General features: G+C 45.5%; 20 protein-coding genes and 1 pseudogene. 10 read left to right on the forward strand and 11 right to left on the reverse strand.

Features of this window, described 5'->3' with window-relative positions:
* Window positions 1-599 precede the first annotated feature (599 nt).
* The 6 genes from IM475_RS20860 to IM475_RS20885 all read right to left on the reverse strand — a co-directional run bounded on the left by IM475_RS20860 (window position 600) and on the right by IM475_RS20885 (window position 6,036).
* Complete coding sequence (locus tag IM475_RS20860; RefSeq protein ID WP_287658106.1) at window positions 600-995, reverse strand: DUF5615 family PIN-like protein; 396 nt, start codon at window positions 993-995, stop codon at window positions 600-602.
* Complete coding sequence (locus IM475_RS20865; RefSeq protein WP_125732619.1) at window positions 992-1,366, reverse strand: DUF433 domain-containing protein; 375 nt, start codon at window positions 1,364-1,366, stop codon at window positions 992-994. Before IM475_RS20865 ends, IM475_RS20860 begins: the two co-directional genes overlap by 4 nt.
* A 505-nt stretch (window positions 1,367-1,871) precedes the next feature.
* The gene (locus IM475_RS20870) at window positions 1,872-2,651 is read right to left on the reverse strand and encodes a hypothetical protein (protein ID WP_287658104.1); all 780 of its coding nucleotides are present in this window, start codon (window positions 2,649-2,651) and stop codon (window positions 1,872-1,874) included.
* Between the two features lie 422 nt (window positions 2,652-3,073).
* Window positions 3,074-3,538, reverse strand: a complete 465-nt coding sequence (locus IM475_RS20875; protein ID WP_287658103.1) for a DUF29 domain-containing protein — start codon at window positions 3,536-3,538, stop codon at window positions 3,074-3,076.
* A gap of 43 nt (window positions 3,539-3,581) precedes the next feature.
* Window positions 3,582-4,565 (reverse strand): protein-methionine-sulfoxide reductase catalytic subunit MsrP, encoded by a 984-nt coding sequence (msrP, locus tag IM475_RS20880; protein WP_104395918.1) that lies wholly within the window; start codon window positions 4,563-4,565, stop codon window positions 3,582-3,584.
* Between the two features lie 85 nt (window positions 4,566-4,650).
* On the reverse strand, window positions 4,651-6,036 hold the full coding sequence (locus tag IM475_RS20885) for a cytochrome P450 (RefSeq protein ID WP_287728982.1): 1,386 nt from the start codon (window positions 6,034-6,036) through the stop codon (window positions 4,651-4,653).
* 392 nt (window positions 6,037-6,428) lie between these two features.
* Here IM475_RS20885 and IM475_RS20890 point away from each other — a divergent pair, with 392 nt between their 5' ends.
* A complete protein-coding gene (locus IM475_RS20890; protein ID WP_287728977.1) occupies window positions 6,429-7,184 on the forward strand; it encodes a TVP38/TMEM64 family protein in 756 nt (251 codons plus the stop codon).
* 5 nt (window positions 7,185-7,189) lie between these two features.
* Here IM475_RS20890 and rnhB read toward each other — a convergent pair whose 3' ends face one another.
* The 4 genes from rnhB to IM475_RS20910 all read right to left on the reverse strand — a co-directional run bounded on the left by rnhB (window position 7,190) and on the right by IM475_RS20910 (window position 11,987).
* Window positions 7,190-7,813: a ribonuclease HII gene (gene rnhB / locus IM475_RS20895; protein WP_287658100.1), complete on the reverse strand. Its 624-nt coding sequence runs from the start codon at window positions 7,811-7,813 to the stop codon at window positions 7,190-7,192.
* Window positions 7,810-9,981, reverse strand: coding sequence for a ribonuclease E (rne, locus tag IM475_RS20900; RefSeq protein ID WP_287658099.1), 2,172 nt, complete (start codon window positions 9,979-9,981; stop codon window positions 7,810-7,812). The genes rnhB and rne overlap by 4 nt, the downstream gene beginning before the upstream one ends.
* Window positions 9,982-10,657: 676 nt before the next feature.
* Window positions 10,658-10,861 carry a hypothetical protein gene (locus IM475_RS20905; protein WP_287658098.1) on the reverse strand — a complete coding sequence of 68 codons (204 nt, stop codon included), beginning with the start codon at window positions 10,859-10,861 and terminating at the stop codon, window positions 10,658-10,660.
* 370 nt (window positions 10,862-11,231) lie between these two features.
* Window positions 11,232-11,987, reverse strand: coding sequence for a DUF2232 domain-containing protein (locus IM475_RS20910; protein ID WP_287658097.1), 756 nt, complete (start codon window positions 11,985-11,987; stop codon window positions 11,232-11,234).
* A gap of 347 nt (window positions 11,988-12,334) precedes the next feature.
* On the opposite strand from IM475_RS20910, the pseudogene IM475_RS20915 reads away from it, so the two are divergent.
* The 3 genes and pseudogenes from IM475_RS20915 to IM475_RS20925 all read left to right on the forward strand — a co-directional run.
* Window positions 12,335-12,617 (forward strand): annotated as a pseudogene (locus tag IM475_RS20915) (transposase DNA-binding-containing protein); the annotation flags it as partial.
* A 337-nt stretch (window positions 12,618-12,954) separates the two neighbouring features.
* Window positions 12,955-13,794: a ribosome biogenesis GTPase YlqF gene (ylqF, locus tag IM475_RS20920; RefSeq protein ID WP_287728978.1), complete on the forward strand. Its 840-nt coding sequence runs from the start codon at window positions 12,955-12,957 to the stop codon at window positions 13,792-13,794.
* Window positions 13,795-13,955: 161 nt separating this feature from the next.
* Window positions 13,956-15,440 carry a glutamate synthase subunit beta gene (locus tag IM475_RS20925; protein WP_287728979.1) on the forward strand — a complete coding sequence of 495 codons (1,485 nt, stop codon included), beginning with the start codon at window positions 13,956-13,958 and terminating at the stop codon, window positions 15,438-15,440.
* A 300-nt stretch (window positions 15,441-15,740) separates the two neighbouring features.
* Here IM475_RS20925 and rpaA read toward each other — a convergent pair whose 3' ends face one another.
* Entirely contained in the window at window positions 15,741-16,481 is a 741-nt protein-coding gene (gene rpaA, locus IM475_RS20930; protein WP_002798623.1) for a two component system response regulator RpaA, read from the reverse strand.
* 510 nt (window positions 16,482-16,991) lie between these two features.
* On the opposite strand from rpaA, the gene IM475_RS20935 reads away from it, so the two are divergent.
* From IM475_RS20935 to IM475_RS20960, 6 genes are all read left to right on the forward strand, one after another.
* The gene (locus IM475_RS20935) at window positions 16,992-17,714 is read left to right on the forward strand and encodes a biliverdin-producing heme oxygenase (protein WP_287658093.1); all 723 of its coding nucleotides are present in this window, start codon (window positions 16,992-16,994) and stop codon (window positions 17,712-17,714) included.
* Between the two features lie 359 nt (window positions 17,715-18,073).
* Window positions 18,074-18,325 carry an acyl carrier protein gene (locus IM475_RS20940; protein WP_287231851.1) on the forward strand — a complete coding sequence of 84 codons (252 nt, stop codon included), beginning with the start codon at window positions 18,074-18,076 and terminating at the stop codon, window positions 18,323-18,325.
* 69 nt (window positions 18,326-18,394) lie between these two features.
* A complete protein-coding gene (gene fabF / locus IM475_RS20945) occupies window positions 18,395-19,645 on the forward strand; it encodes a beta-ketoacyl-ACP synthase II (protein WP_287658092.1) in 1,251 nt (416 codons plus the stop codon).
* Between the two features lie 82 nt (window positions 19,646-19,727).
* Window positions 19,728-21,734: a transketolase gene (gene tkt, locus IM475_RS20950; RefSeq protein WP_287728980.1), complete on the forward strand. Its 2,007-nt coding sequence runs from the start codon at window positions 19,728-19,730 to the stop codon at window positions 21,732-21,734.
* A gap of 168 nt (window positions 21,735-21,902) precedes the next feature.
* Window positions 21,903-22,241, forward strand: a complete 339-nt coding sequence (locus tag IM475_RS20955; RefSeq protein ID WP_287728981.1) for a hypothetical protein — start codon at window positions 21,903-21,905, stop codon at window positions 22,239-22,241.
* 59 nt (window positions 22,242-22,300) lie between these two features.
* Window positions 22,301-22,361 (forward strand): IS630 transposase-related protein (locus tag IM475_RS20960; RefSeq protein WP_271956410.1); only part of this gene is annotated, 61 nt, incomplete at its 3' end.

The following is a 22,361-nucleotide window of genomic DNA, read 5'->3' on the forward strand; positions in this document are numbered from 1 at the left end:
AGAATTAAGCTGTCTTGGGGTTTAGATAATGTTTCTTGCCATTTGATTTCATTTTCGATGTCTTCAATAAACTGCTCTGCCAGTTCGTCTTGAATTGCTTCTGGTAGTTCTTGAGCTTTTTGTACAGCTTTACTTAGAAGTGTTGATAACATTTCTTCTCTTCTCTTGAAAACATAACTACATATTATAGGTCAACTTTCTCTATAACACTCTCTGGGGTAACGATATGGGTCAACCTTCTGTATATCACTTCATTTAGGCGCAATCGCCAGAAGTTTTCCCTTTATCACCCCCAAAAGCCTGTTAGCCAGATTAGCATATTGCCAAAAACCTTGGTTAACTAAATTTCTGACAATTAGGCTTATTCTAGCGATGATTCCTATGTCTGACCGCACCGCTTGACAAAAATTTATAATTATTAGACCTTTAGCGATCGCTATCGGGAGATAGTTGTTTTTTGTTACAGCAGTGGGGAGAAGGGAGCGGGTTTTTCAAGTTGAATTGGCAGTTAATCATACTATTAAAAACCGATTCAGTATAAAGACCCCGTTATGCCGTGTCCCTACAGATAGACTTCAACGGCCCTAGCATTCGCCGCGTCACGGAATGAATATTCGCCTTGCGCCTCGATAGGTATCAATATCAAGCACAATCTCAACAAGACTTTCAACACACCGACCTCGATATTCGGAATCATTCAAAAGCCGATCAGCATTGCTAACGGTGATCACAGGCAATGACTCTGAGGTATTTTCTTCACGCAGGACCTGCTCTAGGGAATCTTTCCCTTCCATACTGCGATTAGCGGTAAGCAAAATCATCTGATTCTCTTGAGCAAGTCGCCAAACCGTCCTGTCATCACTGTTGATCGACAAATCCATCTCTGCAAAGGTGACGAACTGCATCGGGACGATATCAAGCCAGCCCTGAGTTGCGATCGCACCCAAGAAAACCAAGGCATGACCTTTGAGATTGTGATCAATCAAAAAAATCATACTTTCGACTCACGCTTTGCCTTAGCCACTCGAAGCTTTTCCCAAGCAGCCTCGGAGCCTGGCTTAGGTGGTTGCGCAGCAATACGGGCAACTCGCTCACGATTTTGCTCTTCATAATATTGTCGGAGTTCTTCAGCTTCTTTGAGAACTTGCTGGTACTCAGCTTCCACATCCGCACGATGAGCCTCAATATAAGCCAGGGCAGTGTTAATTTGCTCTTCCGTCAGATCAAATAATCCCTGAATGAACTTAGGTGGATATTGAGCAGTCACATAATCCATCACATCGTAGAGGGTGATGCGGGTTCCTGCGATTGTCAGTCCTCGCTCTGTACGAATGATAGCGGTTTGTTCATTTGATGCGAGCGTCATAGCTATAGTCTCAGTCTTTCACCATCTCATTCCATATTACCGCATGAAAAAGCAAGGTGAGCAAACGCCCACCCTGACTACTAATTCGCAAGCTCTTTAATCCTCAACCCAGACTTTCAAAATGTATTTCAGCCTCGTTCCTGCATCTAGCCAGTAGTGAACTCCAATATCTGGCAATTCAGTATCACCAGGCCCCGTACTACAAGATCGGCGATCAAATTTAGACCACAGTTTCAATCAATGGGCATGGTGCGTTCCCCAAAATCGATCGCTGGAGCAGTAGAAGTTGCATTAGGGAACGCACCCTACAGCTGATTCGAGCCAATTATTTTTATTAATAAATATTTAACACAATTCATACCAGGTAAGCAAGAGAGCTACGCCACTACTACCGAATCATTACCCTTCAGCGGACAGTAGGTAGTACACTTTGGATCATACCCTAACGCATTGCTCTGTTCCGCTGCAAGCCCTTATTAGGTGTTTTGTAAGCATTTTATAAAGATTATCCAAAATTTAGAAATTGTCGCAGATCAGAAACTAATTTTTGGTTGCTACAATTACCATGAGGTAATGCAATTTCTTTGCCAGAGTTCAGTTTTATAATAGCCTTATCTTCTATTGACATACCATTATCTTGAGTTTCAAGATCGATCGATTCAATTGCAGATAGAGGAAACTCCTCTATATTTGTGGTGCGGAACCACCTCTTGCGAGTGATTGTAAAACAGTTACGATCGAGATCGAATATACAGACTGAGAAGCTATCACGCGCTACTAAAGCTGACATTAACAACCCCATTAACAAAAATGGGCGGGAGTACAATAAAACTTCTTTCCAGCTTCCTCGGTGAATATCAAGCTGGTCTTCTGTGGGAGTTGAAATAAAGTAATTAATTTCACGGACAACTCTATTTGCTTCAAGCTCAGAACAAATACCCGGTATCATGGTAAAAACTCTAAGGGAAGCATCTTGCTTCACTACTACAGTCGGCAAGTGACAGTATTCTCCCGATTCGCTATCTCGGCTACTTGATTTTTCTGTCTTGGACATGGACAGTGCAGATAATTCAAATGAGACTCTTTCTCGTTTAAAGAATGATCCTATAGCTATTTCGCACGTTCCTTCATATAACTTTGCTCTTTGGCATGTCAACCTAAAACCATTCCCTGATAAGAAAGCTCCCAGTAACGGAATAAATGAAACAAAGCCAAAAATGATAAAAGCACCGCATAAAGGTTGCCTAAATTTGAATTGTCGAGAATTAGTTTGCTGAATACTCATAGTTGGATTTTCCACGAATTTATCTCACTAATATGACTTTGCGCTGTTTCACTGATTTTCTGATACGGCAGATCAAGGGGTTTAGCTTTAGTGGGAAGGTTCACCTAACTATTAATTATAGAGAAACTTTCCGTACAACACTCTCTGGGGTAACGATATGGGTCAACTTTCGGCATATTACCCCATTTAGGCGTGATCACCAGAAGTTTCCCCTATATCACGCCCAAAAGCGTGTTAGCCAGATTAGCATATTGCCAAAAACCTTGTTTAACTAAATTTCTGACAATTAGGCTCATTCTAGCGATGATTCCTCTGTCTGACCGCACCCCTTGACAAAAACTTACAATTATTCGACCTTTAGCGATCGCTATCGGGGGATAGTTGTTTTTTGTTACAGCAGTATGGAGCAGTCTAACTGATGGCTATATTTCCAGATTATCGCCCGCAGGAAACCAATCTTCATCGAGAATTTGTTCAAGGGAACCAATGGGAATAACGGGGAAAGTATCGAGGGGTAATTGAGTTCTAACTTGAGCCTCTTTTCTAGAAAATTGATAGCATTCCTCAAAGATTTCCAGAATATAGGGTTTTAAACTAGGGCTATCTTTAATTTCTTCGATTATTTGTCGGCGAAAGTTGAGAATTTCTCCCTTCCAGTGACCCTCATTTCTAGATTTTTCTCCTGTCCAGTAAGTTAGTTTCAGCAAATGTACCAGTAATTGAATCAAAAGATTTTCGATTTTGCGCTTTTCACTCCTTCCCATACTTGCTAATTCCTCTAGTAAATTCTCTAAATCTACCCGCTCAAACTGTCTCGCTTGCAGTTGATTAATAGTAGTTCTAATCCAGAGATAAAAGTCTTGTTCGTACAGAGTTTTATTGTCCATAGATACTTAGTTAAACTGAATAAAACGAGGATAATCATCAAAATTAACTATACAAACTAGCCACATATTCACCGTAGCCATTATAGGGCAGAGTTTCGATAATTTCCCAAGATAAATCACTTCTACTGCCGATAAATTTCTCCGTTGCTTGCGACCAACGGGGATGGGGTTTACTGGGGTTTACATTAGCCTCAAAATCGTATTCGTGAGCGTCAATTGTGTTCCAGTAGGTGGCGGGTTGTTTGGCGGTAAATTCAATTTTTACTATCGATTTTGCTCCTTTAAAACCGTATTTCCAAGGAATAACCATTCGCAAGGGTGCGCCGTGTTGTTTCGGTAAATCATGTCCGAAAATTCCCACAGCAAAGAAAGCTAATTCGTTGGCCATTTCTTCAATTCTTAAACCTTCTGTATAGGGCCAGGGTAAGGCTCCTAAATGTAATCCTGGCCCCTTGGTAATTTCGGGATCATAAAAGGAGGTAAAACGGACGAATTTAGCTTCTGGTTTTGGTTCCACCGCTGCGATTAAAGCACTCATCGGAAAACCCAGCCAAGGTAACACCATTGACCAAGCTTCCACACAACGAAAACGATAGATTCTTTCTTCGAGAGGGAAGGTTTTTTTAATAGTATCTATATCGTAGGTCTGGGGATTTTTTACCAATCCTCCCACTTCTACCGTCCAGGGATTCGTCGGTAATTTCTGCGCTTTTAACCAGATATTTTTCCCCCCTCCGAACTCATAAAAATTGTTATATCTCCCCGCTACAGTTTCGGCAACTATGGGGCGATTTACCGTTAAAAAATTCGGATTCTTGCTGAACCCTGCAATTTTAGGTAATTGCAAACTTTTTTCTAAAGCTTCCGAGGAGGAGGATTTACCACAAGCAGTTAATAATAGGGAACTCCCCGCAATTCCTGCCCCGATTAACCCCTGTAAAAAGCGACGACGGTTAAAATAAACACTTTCGGAAGTAACTTCATTTTCGGAAATTTGCCAAGATTTAGCTAAACGAATTAAGACCATAATTATCCCCAATTTTATTGACAAAAAAGCAGAGTTATGATATGGGATACCACAACTCTGATTGTACAATATTTTGTCAGTTTTTTTAAGAAATTTCGGCGAGCATGGGGGCAGTCACCAGAGGTTCCCGTCGTCCTTTTAAGACCATGGGAACTCCTCGCGAGGGAGCAAGGGTTAAACCGCGACGGCTGGGTTTTTCGGGGGTATTATTAACTAGAGTTAACTGATAATTGGCCAAAATTGTGGCGATAGCGATTTTCATCTCGTAGATAGCTAAAACTTCCCCGATACAACGACGCGCCCCACCACCAAAAGGCATATATTCGTAGGGGGTGAATTGTTTTTCTAAAAAGCGTTCTGGTTTAAAAATATGGGAATCGGGGAAAGTTTGCTCGCGGTGGTGGGCCAGATAAATACAACCCATAAGAATTGTCCCTTTTTCTAAAGGATAACCATCTAGTTCTACCGGTTTTTCCACTACTCGCGGAAAAGTTAACATTCCCACGGGATGAATGCGTAAAGTTTCCGAACAAACTGCCGAAAGATAGGGTAATCGAGTTATGTCAATGGGGTTAGGATTATCTCCTAAAGTGGCTATTTCTTGGAGAATTTTTGCTTGAATTTCTGGATAGCGATGAGTCCAGTAGAGCGCCCAAGACATAGCGGTGGCGGTGGTTTCATGACCTGCGAATAATAAGGTCATTAATTCATCGCGCAATTCCTTATCGCTCATCGGGTTGCCTTCTTCATCCCGGGCCGACATCAGTAGTGATAAAACATCGGTACGATTGGGGTTAGGATTAGCTTTTCTTTCGGCAATTTCTGTGTAGATAATATCATCAATTTTTTCTTGGGAACGCCGGTATTTTCCCCAGGGACTCCAAGCACCCAAATCAGCCCGCAAAATTGGAAAAAATAACAAAGAAGCCATCACCGGAGAGTTAAAAATATCGAGCATTTCAGCCAGAATTTTTTTCAGGGTTTGATAACGTTCCCCTTGACTAATTCCAAAAACTGCCTCCATAATTACTTGTAAAGCAATCGCTGTGGTCGCTGAACGGGCTTTAAAAGGTTTATTTTGGGGCAATTCTGCCATTACTCTCAGGGTAATATCGCGGATTAAATCGCCGTAGAAACGCATTCTTTCCCCGTGAAAAGGTGGCAATAAAAGCTGACGGCGTTTTTTATGGATGTCCCCGTCTAACATGACGACGGAATAATCACCAATAATCGGGGCAATAATCCGATTTGCTTCCCCTGGTGCCGAAAATTGTTTCCGGTCATTAGTTAAAACCTGTTGTAGAGCCGCAGGACTACTGACAAAGATAAAATTATCTACAGTTAAACCCACTTTTGTGCTAAAAATATCGCCATGCTTGCGGGCGGCATTTTCCATAAAAGCTACGGGATTAATGATCCATTGTGCCATTTGCACGAAGGTGGGGGCTTTGACCTTGGGGAGGATTTTCATAGATTGATTGCTATATCCAATGCTAATTATTTCTAATTGTGACATTTTTTCCCCAGAGACGGCAAGGTGTAATAAGCTGCCCGCGCATTTAAATTGCTTATTGAGATGAGGCACTCTTGCACTCTTGCAAGAGGCAAAAGTAAAGGGATTAGGGGAGATTCAGCTAATCTAAGGATAGGCGGTTAAGATGCGTCTTAGCTTATCAAGTAAACAGCAAAAATTACCGGGCTGTTGCTTGTCTTATCTTCCGGGAGAGAGAGGGATTTTCTGGGAATTTTCAGGATTGGCTTTCTGGTCTAAACAATCATAATCGCGGTAGAATAGCCACCAGTTCTATTTAATTCGCTTCTGTAGTTCAATCTCTCTTTTTTCATTCCTTATAGGGACTTTTTATGATTATTTCTAAGTTTTTGCCCTTGGGAAAAACTGTGATTATCAGGCATTTACTGTTATTAACTACATTCAGCCTTGTTTTTTTCCTGACTACTCCCCCCGCTTTTGCTCTCGAATCCAGTGCCTCCACCGGTTTTAATCCTCAAACTATTCTTTTCCATGCCTTAACTTGGGTGGATAGTTTGGGAGCCGTGGGAGCGATCGCGTTTATAATTATCTATATTCTAGCTACTGTGGCCTTTTTTCCAGGTTCAATCCTGACTTTAGGGGCTGGTGTGGTTTTTGGCGTGGTTTTAGGCTCTTTTTACGTCTTTATCGGGGCAACTATCGGCGCTACTGCCGCTTTTTTGGTGGGACGTTATCTGGCTAGGGGTTGGGTGGCGGAAAAAATTCAAGGTAATAATAAATTTCAAGCTATCGATGAAGCTGTGGGGAAAGAAGGTTTAAAAATAGTGCTTTTAACCCGTTTATCTCCCATATTTCCCTTTACTCTGCTCAATTATGCCTATGGTGTCACCGGGGTTTCTCTGAAAGATTATCTAATAGGTTGCGCGGGCATGATTCCGGGGACGATAATGTATGTCTATATTGGCTCTTTAGCGGGCAATCTTGCCACTATCGGGACTTCGGCACCAGCCACTAACCCAGTTTTACCATGGACTATTCGCCTTATTGGTTTTATCGCTACCGTTGCCGTCACCCTCTACGTCACAAAAATTGCCCGTCAGGCCCTGGCATCAGTTCTCAGTGAGTAAACCCCTCAATCGCCATCCCCACCCCACTCCGTCCTTGGGTGGGGACTGACGCGGATTTGTTGACAGGGACTAAAAGAGAGCCGGTGCTGAGAAGTAAGTCCATGGTTGCCAATCGCTTCTAGGTGTTGAGCAGTGCCATAACCCTTGTGACGAGCGAGTCCATAATCGGGATAGCGTCTGTGCCAACGAGTCATTAAGTCATCGCGCCAGACTTTCGCTACGATACTAGCCGCCGCAATTACTGGGGATTTTTGATCTCCCTGAATTACCGCCTTTTGGGGGATTGACAAATCTTTAATAATGTGCTTGCCATCGATCCAGCAGAGACCGGGGGAAAGGGGTAATTTCTGGATGGCTCTGCTCATTGCCAGTAGGGAGGCATGAAAAATATTCAAGCGATCGATCTCTTTCACCGTAGCATAACCGATGCGACAAACAAAATCCCGTTGTATTTGCCGGCTCAATTTTTGCCGTTTTTGGGGGCTAAGTTGCTTACTATCTTTTACCCCCAACTCCCACAGCCGCCCAAAACAAGAGGGGACAGTGACCACTACCGCCGCCACCACGGGGCCAAATAAAGCCCCGCGCCCCACCTCATCGACACCGGCAATTAAGGGTTCTGCGCTCATGACTCATCGACAGTGGCGGAGGAACGACGACGACGACGACCCAGCACTGCGGTTTCAGCCTCTAGTTGTGGCTCCTCTGTCACCTCGGCGCTCACCGGGGTCTCTAAAGGAATGACTTCGCCGAGAAAAACTGGAGTTTCGGTCGCAATCGGTTCGGGCGTAAAAGTCACTGGCGCACTAGCTTCTTGGTCGATTTCCTGACTAACTTCGCTAGTGGTGGAACGACGACGACGGCGCACTAAGGGACGATTTTCGGCTTCCTCGCCAGTTTCCGTCGCCTCTACTGGGGCGGCGGCGGCTGTGTCCTCGACTTCTAGGGTAGGAGTCAAGGATATTTCAGGAGTGGGAGGCGTTTCTGGGTTTTCCGCCTCCCTTTCCCCTGCCAGTTTCACGGAAACAATCACCGATTTCGGGTCTTTAAACTCCTTATCCACCAGAATCAGGGGAGAAATGCCCATTAAAGAATAAACTTCCTGTTCTACCTGGGTCATTTCCACGGAAACCCGCTCCCGTTCGCTGACGGGGATATTTTTGGCGGCGCCGGCATCTTCTCCCCGTTTCGAGAGACGGGCGGGGCGTTCTCGTTTTTCCTCCAGGCGTTGTGGTTCTGATTCCGGCTCGATTTCGTTGTTAATACCGTTAGTAGAGGCTTTTTCGGTTCGTTCCTCTTTTAGCAACAGTTCCGAGGGACGACGGCGACGGCGACGGCGAGAATTATTAACCTGTTCTTGATAGTTGGGGTGGAAGGAAAGATCCATCCCTTGGGCGTTTTCTTCGGCCTCAAATTCGGAGAAAACTTCTAGATAGGGTTCGGCAGCCGCAACGCTAGGAGCGCTCTTATCGGGTAGAACTTTTGTATTAGTCGGCGTAACAACAAAGGTTTCTCTTTCCGCGCGGCTAACGGTGGGGGTTTCTAGGGCGATGGCGTTGCCTTCTCCGGGTAGATGGGCTAAATGGCCCAGTCCGCCGCAATGGTCACAGGTTTTGCCGAATAATTCATAAATGTTTTTCCCCTGACGCTTACGAGTTAATTCCACTAACCCCAATTCCGATAATTGGGCAATCTGGGGCCGGGCCTTATCGCTTTTCAGGGCCTTATTAAACAATTCCAGCAGTTTCAACTGGTCGCGACGGGAATCCATATCGATGAAGTCCACCACCACCACACCGCCGATATTTCTCAAGCGCAGTTGTCGGGCGATTTCTGTGGCAGCCTCGCTATTAGTCCAGAGTACGGTTTCTCGGGCCGTGGCCGAACGGGTAAAGGAACCGGAGTTAACATCAATTACCGTTAAAGCTTCCGTCGGTTCGATGATAATGTAGCCGCCGGATGGTAAATCAACCCGGGGTTTCAGGGCCTCGCGAATGGCGGCGTTAACCCGGAAATAGTCGAGAATTGGCTGGGTTTCCCGATGGGAGTCGATATAAACCCCTTCGAGAGCTTTGCCGCCGCCCCAGTTCGTCAATTGCTGTTTAACTCGTTTTACCGCCACCGGGTTATCAACAACAATGCGATTGACATCGGCACTGTACATATCCCGCAAAACCCTTTGAATAAAGTCATCATCGCGGTTAAGCAGGGCCGGGGCGCGGCTGCTGACGGCCATCTGTTGGATGCTCTCCCACTGTTTTTGCAGAAATTCCAAATCCTCGATAATCGCTTCTTCCGCTTTGCCTTCGGCCTCGGTGCGTACCAGCAAACCCATCCCCGCCGGTTTGACCAAAATCGCTAAAGCTCGTAAACGGGAGCGCTCGTCTTCACTGCGGATGCGACGGGAGAGATTCACCCCGCGACCATTGGGCATCAATACCAGATAACGACCGGGGAGAGTGACATTTCCCGTTAGCCGCGGTCCCTTGTTGCCGGTGGGTTCCTTCATTACCTGTACCAGCACTTTTTGCTGGGGGGCCAGTAATTCCGTGATAGCACCGGCGGTTTTTTTCAGTCTTAAGGGGCCCAGGTCGGTGACATGAATAAAGCCATTGCGTTCCGCATCGCCAATATTGACAAAGGCCGCATCTATCCCGGGGATGACATTTTCTACTAATCCTAAATAGATGTCGCCCACCTGCTGATTACCTGTGGCTACAACTAATTCCTGAATTTGATCTTCCCAAAAAACAGCCGCTATATGGTGTTGTTCGGCTATGATTATTTGTTTTGGCATTCAATTTCCTCAATCTTTCGGTTTCAAAAGCGACGGACTATGGGCTATTTGTCTATGCTTTGAGGCTACTTCTGGAAATCTGGTCTTGTTAAGAAAGTTCTAAGAAGATGAGTCCGCATCGTTAAAGCCTCATCTTGATGTTCATCTGCCTCTCAGACGTGGGAACTGAGTCTTGGTTTCAGTTGTTAAGTCTGTTTGGCAAGTGCCGGCTTGACCGACAATTAGGTAAGCACAGCCAGGAGACGAGATTTTCAATTAATCCCTGAGTCTTGCTCGATAACAGCATTTTTTATCCGTTTCCGCCGGTTCTGTCTATCAGAATCTAGGAAAAAAGGAGTTTTTGAGTTACTCCCCTCGGCAACAGGTTTCTGTGGAAGGGAAAATAGCGCACTTTTCGATTTTCCAAAAACCACGATTCTTTTAAGAAATGCTTTAATCGAGTCTTATAGACGACTATAACTCACTCGGTCACTCTCTGACAAGACGATGATCCCCTGACCAAGATAAATTTTTCGGGGTAAGAAAGGAGTCAGGGGCTATAATTCAGCAGTCAAGAGGCATGATAGGCAATAAAATAGACCTAAAAAGCTATCTAGCTGACTTTTCAGGCTAAAATTCCCTTTTTATCCCCTTTTGGCTTTCTCAAGAATTAATTAACCCGTTAGTCTAGTTGGGATTATTGACGAGATGACCAGATTGACGGTTTCCTTAAATCCCTTAATTCCTGTTCAGACAAGGCGATAACGTTCAAAACTCCCCGTAAATCCGCTTCTGACTCGATTTCTAGCAATTCTTGCAGGTAGGGACGATAACGGTATAGTCGATAACCTTTCCCCTCTAACCATCGGGCCACGGCCAAATTACGGCCTTGATTAAACACTCAATTAAAAGTTGACTGGAGATAAGCTGTTGGTAATTTAAATTGCTTGTTGAGACGAGGCAAGAGGCAGCAGTAAAGGGATTGGGGGAGATTCGGCTAATCTAAGAATAAGCGGTTTAACTACGGTTTGCTGAATAAATCTAAAAACCTTGTTGGATAATATCTTGAGGCTTTTTTGAAATCAAAAAGTTCCGGGCCTGGGAGTGATCGGGGGGAAAATTTAGGCACTTTTTCCCTGAAAATTAGGTAATTGGCCACCTCAAAACCAGTAAAACCCTACACCCCACACCCCACACCCTGTCCCCACGAAAAACTTTTTGCCGCAAACCCTAACTACGTCTTAGCTTACTGACGATAAAGCGCTAAATAATCACTCATAATCTAGTATGACCTGCACCCATTTGGGCGGACGAGAAATCGGATTCCCAAGGCGATCAAGAACTAATAACGCCACTAAATGCACGGCAAATAAGTATAATAAACTATTGACAAATATACCCACAACTGCTAACGATTGCACTTGCAGCAGCGTCGGTTTAGCGAGAATCCCTAACCAGGTGAAAATCCAATCAATAAAATTAGTCGCTTGGGTAATCACATATAACCAGAGATTTTCGCCTAAAAGAATTGAAAACAACCAAAAACGAAAGAATAAACCAAAAGCCCCCAACAGTCCCCCAGTCAAGATAGAAAATTCCCAGCGCGCACCCCGGCGCCAGCATAGCCCCAATTGTAACCCCATCAGGCCGTGGGGAATCAAAAAGACGATACTGCGAGTCGGTCCCATTAACACCGACAAAAGTAAACTAGAAACTAATGCTGTCATGCAAGCACAACGAGCACCCCAACGTAAATAGGCTAAAGCGACAGGAATCGGGAAGAAAACCCTTAATAACGGTCCGAGGGGAAAATAATAGTCAATTAACCAGATTAAACTGGTAGCACTGGCCAAAAAAGCCGTTTCCACCGTGATCAGGGTAGCGATAGACTTGAGAGGAGATGGTTGGATAGGTTTGGCAGTGGGTTTATCTAGAGGTTGCCCCTCTTCCCCCAGATCTACCCAATTGGTTTCATCTATTGTCTCTTCTGAGGATTGAGCGGGAGAATTAGCGTTAGAATCATTCATTCTATCAGTTATCCGGTGGTCGGGACGGGTTGGCCGGTTATTCTTAGCTTAGACTTGCGACTCCCAGTCAGGCAAGAGGCAAAAAATAAGTAGGTAGGTGTTAAAAATTGTCAACCCCCCCTTATTAAGCTATCGATTAGTCAGAGCTTTCTTAACAAAAAGAGAAGAAACTAAAAAAGGGAAACGATTGATAGACATAGTTTTTAAAGAAGGAATCATGCCAAATCCGGTTGTTAAAGACTGATTATTTATTCTTCCTGTTGCCTCTTGCCTCTTGCATGAGTGCCTGTCTTGAGATGTAGCCTATACTCAACGGATTTAATATCAAGGTCGAGGTGAGCAAAAAAATAGAGAAATGGGCAGCCCAAGAATTACAGTATGCAGACCTAGGGGACACGAGAAGAAAGAAAGGATTAATCAGTATCGTGGACAACTTCGCCAGCCAACCTAGTATAAATAAGTGTCTCACAAGTATCGGGAAATTTAGCCGCCGCCAGTGCCACCTACGACTTTGGGAATTCACCCTATTTTCAACCCTCAAATCTAATTGCCGCCCAAGCTAAAAGTACAGTAGAAAGAATCAAAGAACATCCAATAGTTTTGGCAGTTCAAGACAGAACCAGTTTAAACTTAATAATTGCTTCTCTTGGTTTTTTTTAGGGAGAAAAGGCGACCCTTCGGCTTCTCTCAGGCTTCGGTCGTGAGCTCAGCGTTGAAACTATTTGCTTGGAACCGCGAAGGTTAGATGATATCAGCCAGACTTGCAAACTATCTGATCAAATTAGTTCCCCCATAGAACTCCCTTGAGCCATCAGGCACACTTTTTTCTTTTTGTCAAATTTTATGTTAAGAAAGATGTGAGTAATGGATAGCTTAATAAGGGGGAATCTGACAATTTTTAAAACCTACCTACTTAGCTATCTAGGGACTATTTCTGATAAGATTTAATTTTATACTCCCATCTCCCATGTCGTTAATTCAATGGTATCCCGGTCATATTGCCAAAGCGGAAAGAAAACTCAAGGAACATCTTAAACTCGTGGATGTGGTCCTAGAAGTGCGCGATGCTCGCATTCCCTTAGCTTCCCATCATCCCCAGGTGGACGATTGGATTGGCAATAAACCGCGCTTGTTAATCTTAAATCGTCTCGATATGATTCCCGAATCTGCCCAGCAACAATGGGTAACATGGTTTAAAAGTCAAGGAGAAACCGTCTATTTTACTAACGCTAAACAGGGAGAAAGAGTCAAAGCAATTATCAAAGCGGCGGAAAAAATTGGCGATGAAATTAACCAAAAACGTCAACTGAGAGGAATGTTACCGCGTCCAGTGCGTGCCGTGGTGATCGGGTTTCCCAATGTGGGCAAATCTGCCCTGATTAACCGTTTATTAGGGCGAAAAGTCGTTGCCAGCGCCCGCAGGGCCGGAGTAACGCGACAATTACAATGGGTGCGAATTTCCGACACCTTAGAATTATTAGACGCGCCGGGGGTGATTCCTTCCCGTTTAGATAATCAAAGGGATGCGGTGAAATTAGCTATCTGTGAGGATATTGGCGATGCTGGTTATGATAACCAAAGTATAGCGGCGGCTTTTGTCGATTTATTAATAGAATTACACTATGAAGGACTTTTACAATCTCGTTATGGGTTGAATACTCTAGACATGACCGGCGAGGATTTTATCGAAAAATTGGCTAATCTCAAATATCAAGAAGATAAAGAAAGGGCAGCCATGCAGTTACTCAATGATTTTCGTAAGGGAATAATCGGGGCTATCCCCTTAGAATTGCCCCCTTCCTCTTGAAATCGCCTGTTTTTAACTCAATAGTTAATTCCCGAATTTGTCAAAATTACCGCCTGTTAGTCCACTGAGTTGCCGATAAGATTAAAGAAATCGGTAAAGTTGCGGGGATCGATCAAACCCTGAAGGAAGATAGGGAATAAACGACAGAGACAAAAAAGACTATGGGCAAACCGACTGGCTTTATCGAATTCCTGCGTGAACTTCCTTCCGAACTTACCCCCCTCGATCGCCTTCATAATTGGGATGAGTTTCATCTTCCCATGCCAGAAGATAAACTCCGCAATCAGGCCGCCCGTTGTATGGATTGTGGTACACCATTTTGTCACACGGGAACGCTAATTAGTGGCATGGCCAGTGGTTGCCCGATTAATAACCTGATTCCCGAATGGAATGATTTAATCTATCGAGGATTGTGGCGAGAAGCCCTCGATCGCCTCCATAAAACCAATAATTTCCCCGAATTTACCGGTAGAGTCTGCCCCGCCCCCTGTGAGGGTTCCTGTGTTCTCGGTATTCATAATCCCCCCGTTACGATCAAAAATATTGAATGTTCGATTATTGACAAAGGTTGGGAATCCGGTTGGATTACTGCCAATCCCCCCGCCATCCGTACCGGCAAAAAAGTGGCCGTGATCGGTTCCGGACCTGCTGGATTAGCAGCCGCCGATCAGTTAAATAAAGCCGGTCACTGGGTGACAGTTTATGAACGGGCCGATCGCCCCGGGGGACTATTAATGTACGGTATCCCCAACATGAAGTTAGATAAGGAAGAAGTCGTTCTGCGTCGTCTCCAGATGCTGGAACAGGAAGGGGTAAAAATGGTCTGTAACACGGAAGTGGGCAAGGATATCAGCAGCCAAGACCTATTAAACGAATACGATGCCGTGGTTATCTGTACCGGAGCCACCAAACCCCGGGATTTAAACATCGAAGGTCGCCAATTAAAGGGTATTCACTTCGCCATGGAGTTTCTCACCGCTAATACAAAGGCACTATTAGACGGACAGCCCGGGGAGGACTTTATCTCGGCCGCGGGTAAAGACGTAGTAATTATCGGCGGTGGTGACACGGGAACCGACTGTGTGGGGACTTCTCTGCGTCATAACTGCCGTAGCGTCACCCAATTAGAGATTATGCCGCAACCGCCCCGAGAACGGGCCGCCGATAATCCCTGGCCCGAATGGCCGAAAATCTACCGTCTGGACTATGGACAAGAGGAAGCGGCCGCGCGTTTTGGCGATGACCCCCGGGTTTATACCACCACGGCGACTAAATTCGAGGGGGATAGCGAGGGTAACGTGACGGGGATTCACACGGTACGGGTGGAATGGCAACGCAACGAAAAAGGGCAGTTTATCCCCCAACCGGTGGCGGGAACAGAAAAAGTCATCCCGACGCAATTAGTTCTATTGGCCATGGGATTTTTGGGACCAGAACAGCCTTTACTCGATGATTTAGGCTTAGAAAAGGATGCCCGCAGCAATATCAAGGCCGAACACGGTCAATTTGCCACTAGCTTACCGAAAGTGTTCGCCGCAGGGGATTGTCGTCGTGGTCAAAGTTTGGTGGTTTGGGCGATTAATGAAGGTCGCGGGGCCGCCAGGGAATGTGATCGCTTTTTGATGGGGACGACGGATTTACCTTAAACCAGTAGTTAGAGCTTGCTGAAAAAGTTTTTTGTGGGGGCAGGGTGTGGGGTGTGGGGTGTGGGGTGTAGGGTTTTACCGATTTTGAGGGGGTCAATTACCTAATTTTCAGGGAAAAAGTCCCTGAATTTTCCCCCCGATCCCCGCAATGGCTGGCACTTTTTGAGGGGAAAAAAGTCTAAAAGTCTTATCCAACAAGGTTTTTAGATTTATTCAGCAAACCCTAACTAACATAAGAGAAGAGGAGGAGGAGCGAGGAAACAATTGTCCCTATTGCCTATCTAGACAATTGCTCCCTGTTTAAACCGTTGCCGCCGATGAATCAAGCACCACCTGTTCATTGGTGGGTAACTCCAGACAATAACCCGCACCGTAAACGGTTTTAATATAGCGAGGGTGGCGGGGATCGGGTTCTAGTTTCGTTCTCAGATGGCGAATATGAACGCGAATAGTCTCGATATCATCATCGGGATCGTATCCCCAGACCTCCTTGAGAATATCACTAGGGGAAACGGTTTGACCGTGACGTTGGAGAAGACAGTGGAGTAACTCAAATTCTAGATGGGTTAACTTGACCACACTTTCAAACCAGACTGCCTCAAAACGTTCGGGAACCAGGGTTAAAGGTCCAAAACTGAGTATTTCTGAGTGTTTAGCGGCTTGGGGAATGCGATCGGTGCGTCTGAGGAGAGCGCGTACCCTAGCTAACATTTCCTCCACCTCGAAAGGTTTGGTCAGGTAATCATCAGCACCCGCATTAAAACCTTCCACTTTATCTTGGGTTTGTCCTAAGGCTGTGAGCATCAAAATCGGGATGTCGGACGTGCGTTCATCTCGTCGCAAACGCTGACAGACAGTAAAACCATCGACTTTGGGCAGCATTAAATCCAGCATGATTAAATCGGGTTGTAACTGGACGGCCAAGGCCTGGCCTTTAATCCCGTCCTCTGCGGGATTAACGTCATAACCCGCCATCTCCAAGTTGATGGAGACTAATTCCGCGATTGCAGGATCATCATCGATTACAAGTATTCGGGGCATTACCAGAGTGTTATGACTAAGGGTTTGGGTAGGGGGTTGCTAAATGTGTTCTCGCTGACATCGCAACTAGGGCTTTGTCTCTCAAGGGCTTGAGTTTAGCACAACATAAAGAATCCTGTACTGATTATAAGCATGATTGCTAAATTCGGTTTTAATTTGTGAAATTTTGCTGATATAAGTCTCGTGAATGTTAAGAATTGCCAAGAAGTGTGAAGAATGTCGAGCAAGAATTGATATTGGTGCTAAATTATACCCTCTCTCTCCCCGAGATCAACTAGGGAGCAGTTTTTCACTAATCTTTACAATTGCGCCATCTCGATCGATACCGGTTTTAACTGGCGGTCAAGTCCTGCTAGAGCTAAATTTCTCCCCTAAGCTCCCCCGGCGGCACTGTAAAAATTCTTAATAAAATTACCGATCAATTCAGTTTAATCTAGCCAAATAGGCGGTTTTAGTAAGCATCTGTAACGAACCCGATCCATTCTACTCATCCCAACAGGTGATCATAATATGAGCGTTAATTTATCAACTCAACTGCGGGAAGGCACGAAAAAATCCCACACCATGGCAGAAAACGTCGGTTTTGTCAAGTGTTTTCTCAAGGGTGTGGTAGAAAAAACTTCCTATCGCAAACTGGTGGCTAACCTCTACTTCGTCTATTCGGCCATGGAGGAGGAGATGGAAAAACTTCCTAGTCATCCGGTCGTTTCTAAAATCTGTTTTCCTGAACTCAATCGCAAAAATGCGCTGGAACAGGATTTATATTTTTATTACGGTCCCAATTGGCGCAACGAGATCGCTTTATCTCCCGCAGGTCAGGCCTACGTTAACCGGATTCGGGAAATCGCCACAACAGAACCCGAATTATTAGTCGCTCATTCCTATACCCGTTATCTCGGCGATCTGTCCGGGGGGCAAATCTTGAAAAAAATCGCCGAAAAAGCGATGAATCTGGAAACTGGTGGCACGGCTTTCTATGATTTCAAAGATATTACCGACGAAAAAGCCTACAAAAACCACTATCGTCAAACCCTCGACGAGTTACCGGTAGATCAAGCCATGGCTGATCGCATTGTCGCCGAAGCTAACGCCGCTTTTGGCATGAACATGAAAATGTTCCAAGAGTTGGAAGGTAATCTGATCAAAGCGATCGGAATTATGCTCTTTAATACTCTCACCCGTCGTCGCAGCAGCGGCAGCACCGAAACTGGATTGGCCACCGCCGAACAGTAGTCAAGAAAACCTAAAAAAAACGGATAATTCTGGAATTGGGGTAATGGTCAGCCATGATTATTATCTTAATTTCAGAGTTATCCGTTATATTTTTGCTTTTTATTCGGTCGTCAGGATTCAGGAGATTATTTTTATTTATTCTCCCTACACCCCACACCCCACTTCCCCACTACCCCACTACCCCACTTCCCCGATGATCGAGAAAAAACTTCATCAAGAGGGGAACAACTTCCAGTAAGATGAAAAATGGTCAGTGAAAAAGCTAACCGAAATTTATTGTCGGAAATGGTAACACCGCCCCATTTCCCCAGACCCTAGAGGCTAGAGTCCGGTAAACCAGCGGATAAAAATTGACATCCATGAGTGCAGACATTTTCGATCGAGTTAAAAAAGTTGTTGTGGAACAATTAGAAGTAGAGGATCCGGATACAGTTATCCCTGAAGCAAGCTTTGCCAATGATCTGAAAGCGGATTCCCTTGATGTGGTCGAGTTAGTGATGGCTTTAGAGGAAGAATTTGATATTGAAATTCCCGACGAAGCGGCCGAACAAATTGACACTGTGGGCAAAGCTGTCGAGTATATTAACGAGAAAGTAGGAGCAACCGCCTAATTATTGCGGGAAAATTGACAATTAGGATTAAATATCTGGGGCAAAATCTGCCCTTATTTTTGAACAAACATGACAGAATTGCCATTAAAAAGGGTTGTCATCACGGGGATGGGTGCAATCACTCCCCTCGGCAATAATCTAGCAGACTATTGGACAGGCTTAATCAACGGCAAAAGTGGCATTGGTTTAATCACCCACTTTGATGCCTCCCGTCACGCTTGTCGCATTGCTGGGGAAGTGCGGGGTTTTGACCCCCACGACTATGTGGATCGCAAAGAGGCAAAGCGCATGGACCGTTTCGCTCAATTTGCCGTCGCCGCCAGTTTACAAGCACTGCAAGATTCTCGATTAGTTATCGACGCTCTCAATGCCGATGATATAGGTGTACTAATCGGTACGGGCGTAGGCGGCATAAAAGTGCTGGAGGATCAACAGGAAATTTACTTGACAAAAGGTCCGAGCCGGTGTAGTCCTTTCATGATCCCGATGATGATTGCCAATATGGCCGCCGGTTTAACCGCTATCCATACGGGGGCCAAGGGACCGAGTAACTGCACCGTGACCGCTTGTGCTGCTGGTTCCAATGCCATCGGCGATGCTTTTCGTCTAGTACAAAGGGGTTTGGCCAAAGGAATGATCTGCGGTGGGACGGAAGCCGCCGTTACCCCCCTAGGATTGGCTGGTTTTGCCTCCGCTAAGGCCCTGTCCACCCGCAACGATGACCCCACCCGGGCCAGTCGTCCCTTTGACAAGGATCGGGATGGTTTTGTTATGGGGGAAGGGGCAGGAATCTTGATTATAGAGGAATTAGAAACGGCCTTAGCCCGTGGGGCGCGGATTTACGCCGAAATGATCGGTTATGGTCTGACTTGCGATGCCTATCACATGACGGCACCGGTTCCCGATGGTCGTGGGGCCACCAGAGCGATCGAATTAGCGCTCAAAGATGCCGGTTTGACTCCGGCGGAAATTAGCTATATCAACGCCCACGGCACCAGTACAGGGGCCAATGATCCCACGGAAACCAAGGCGATTAAAAAAGCTTTAGGAGAATCGGCCTACAAAATCCCCGTCAGTTCCACCAAATCGATGACAGGCCACCTTTTAGGCGGTTCTGGTGGTATTGAAGCCGTGGCCACGGTAATGGCGATCGCTAATGATCGGATTCCCCCGACTCTCAACCTGGACAATCCTGACCCCGATTGCGATCTCGATTACGTCCCCTACGAAAGTCGTCAGCAGATAGTTAACGCTGCCCTCTCCAACTCCTTTGGATTTGGTGGCCATAACGTCACCTTAGCTTTTAGAAAATATGCTTGAGTCGATGCCCCTGAAAGAGTAATCTGTGAGTGGCTCCCTCTTTAACCTGGTCTTATTTTTGTAGTTCATTCTAAAAAACATTATGGTTGTCGCCTCCCAATCCCTCGAAGAACTTTGTATTAATGCGGTGCGTTTTTTAGCGGTGGATGCCGTGGAAAAAGCTAAATCGGGACACCCCGGACTGCCCATGGGAGCCGCACCCATGGCCTTTGTCCTCTGGGATCAATTCCTGCGTTTTAACCCGAAAAACCCCCAATGGGTCAATCGAGATCGTTTTGTTCTCTCCGCCGGTCACGGTTGTATGCTGCAGTACGCTTTGATGTACCTGACCGGATACGATAGCGTTCCCCTAGAGGAAATTAAACAATTCCGGCAGTGGAAATCGAAAACCCCTGGCCACCCCGAAAATTTTGTCACGGAAGGGGTGGAAGTGACCACCGGTCCGCTGGGTCAAGGGATTGCCAATGGTGTCGGTTTGGCCCTAGCAGAAGCCCATTTAGCGGCCCGTTTTAACAAACCGGATGCCAAAATTATCGACCATTACACCTATGTCATTTTGGGTGATGGTTGCAATATGGAGGGAATTTCCGGGGAAGCTTGTTCTTTAGCCGGTCACTGGGGTTTAGGCAAGTTAATCGCTCTCTATGATGATAACCATATCTCGATCGATGGTTCCACCGATATCGCTTTCACCGAAGACGTGAGCAAGCGTTTTGAAGCCTACGGTTGGCACGTTCAGCACGTCGAGAATGGTAACACCGATTTAGATGCCATTGCCAATGCGATCGCTGCTGCCAAAGCTGTCACCGATAAACCCTCGATGATTAAAATCACCACCACCATCGGTTATGGTTCCCCCAATAAGTCTAATACCGCCGATGTTCACGGGGCAGCTTTAGGAGCAACAGAAATCGAGTTAACCCGGAAAGCGTTAGGTTGGCAATACGAGCCGTTTGTGGTTCCCGATGAGGTGTTAAATCGTTTCCGGCAAGCAGTGGACAAGGGAGCAACGGCAGAAACGGACTGGAATAAGTTATTTAACGAATATCAGGCCAAATATCCCGCAGAAGCGGCTTTATTTGAACAGTTAACCACTGGTCAACTGCCGGAAGGTTGGGAGCAAGCTTTACCTGTTTATAAACCCGAAGATAAGGCGCTCGCTAGTCGTAAACACTCGGAAATCTGCTTAAATGCGCTTGCGGGGGTTTTACCCGGTTTAATCGGTGGTTCGGCGGATTTAACCCACTCTAACTACACGGAATTAGAGCATTTTGGTAATTTCCAAAAAGGCAGTTATCATGAGCGTAACGTCCATTTTGGCGTAAGGGAACACGCGATGGGGGCGATTTGTAACGGTATTGCTCTCCATAACACGGGATTGATTCCCTACGGGGCGACTTTCCTGATTTTCACCGACTATATGCGGAATTCTATCCGTTTATCGGCATTGTCAGAAACCCGCGTCATCTGGGTAATGACTCACGATTCCATTGCCCTAGGGGAAGATGGACCGACTCACCAACCCGTGGAACACGTTGCTTCTCTGCGAGCTATTCCTAACCTCTTAGTCATGCGTCCGGGGGATGGTACGGAAACTTCCGGTGCTTATAAAGTAGCGGTGAGCGAAAAGAAACGCCCGACTTTATTGGCTCTCTCCCGTCAAAATCTGCCCAATTTAGCGGGAACTTCCCTTGAAGGTGTGGCTAAAGGTGCTTATGTTATCACCGATTGTGAAGGTACTCCCGATGTCATTCTCATCGGTACGGGTGGCGAGTTGTATCTCTGCGATAAAGCGGCTGCGGTGTTAAAAGAAGCAGGAATTAAAGCCCGCGTCGTTTCTATGCCTTGTTGGGAGCTATTCGAGGAACAATCGGCAGAATACAAAGAATCGGTACTGCCGAAAGCAGTGAAAAAACGTCTCGCGGTGGAAGCGGGTTCAACCATGGGTTGGCATCGCTACATCACCGATGAGGGGGATGTGTTGGGGGTTGATACCTTCGGCGCTTCTGCTCCGGGGGGTGTGATTCTAGAGAAGTTTGGTTTTACTGTGGATAACGTGGTAGCGAAGGCAAAAGCGTTGTTAGGTTAATTAAAACTTTGGTTTTGTGAAAAAAGCCCGCGTCAGCGGGTTTTTTTGTGGTTATAGGTCAACCTAGTTTAGGCTTTAGGGTTAGTTCATGTAAAAATGTAAAGTAGGAAGCTTTAGTAGTTAGCCAAAACCTTTACACTTGAGATAATTATCACGATTCCTAGAGCCATGACTAAAGGGGAAAGCCCTATATCGAAGGAAACAATCAAGAGCCTAACATTAGATATAGAAGGCTCACTGTTGTCTTTTGATAAATTTATCAAGGCTCAAGAACAATTAGCAATACTACTCCATGAAGTAGATAAAACCCTTGCTAACAAAAATCGTCCCCTGATAAATTGGAGAATCTCTCAAGTTCATAGTGGCAGCATTCATCTTACTTTAGAAGGAATGCCTCAAGATCAGATCACACCTAGTCAAATTTCTGAGGTTATTAAGACTGTAGAAAGGGAAATAGTAACAATTTTAGAACATCCGATTCGCCCTAAGTATAGTCATTTCAAATAAGCCTGATACAAGTAAAAAATAGGGTAAAATAAGGAGAAACAAGCAACCCATACAGAAAAATGTCCTATAGCCTAGACTTGAGAAAAAAAGTAATTGATTATGTAGAGAATGGAGGAAGCA

The sequence above is a fragment of the Microcystis sp. M061S2 genome (genome assembly GCF_020245605.1).
Lineage (GTDB): Bacteria > Cyanobacteriota > Cyanobacteriia > Cyanobacteriales > Microcystaceae > Microcystis.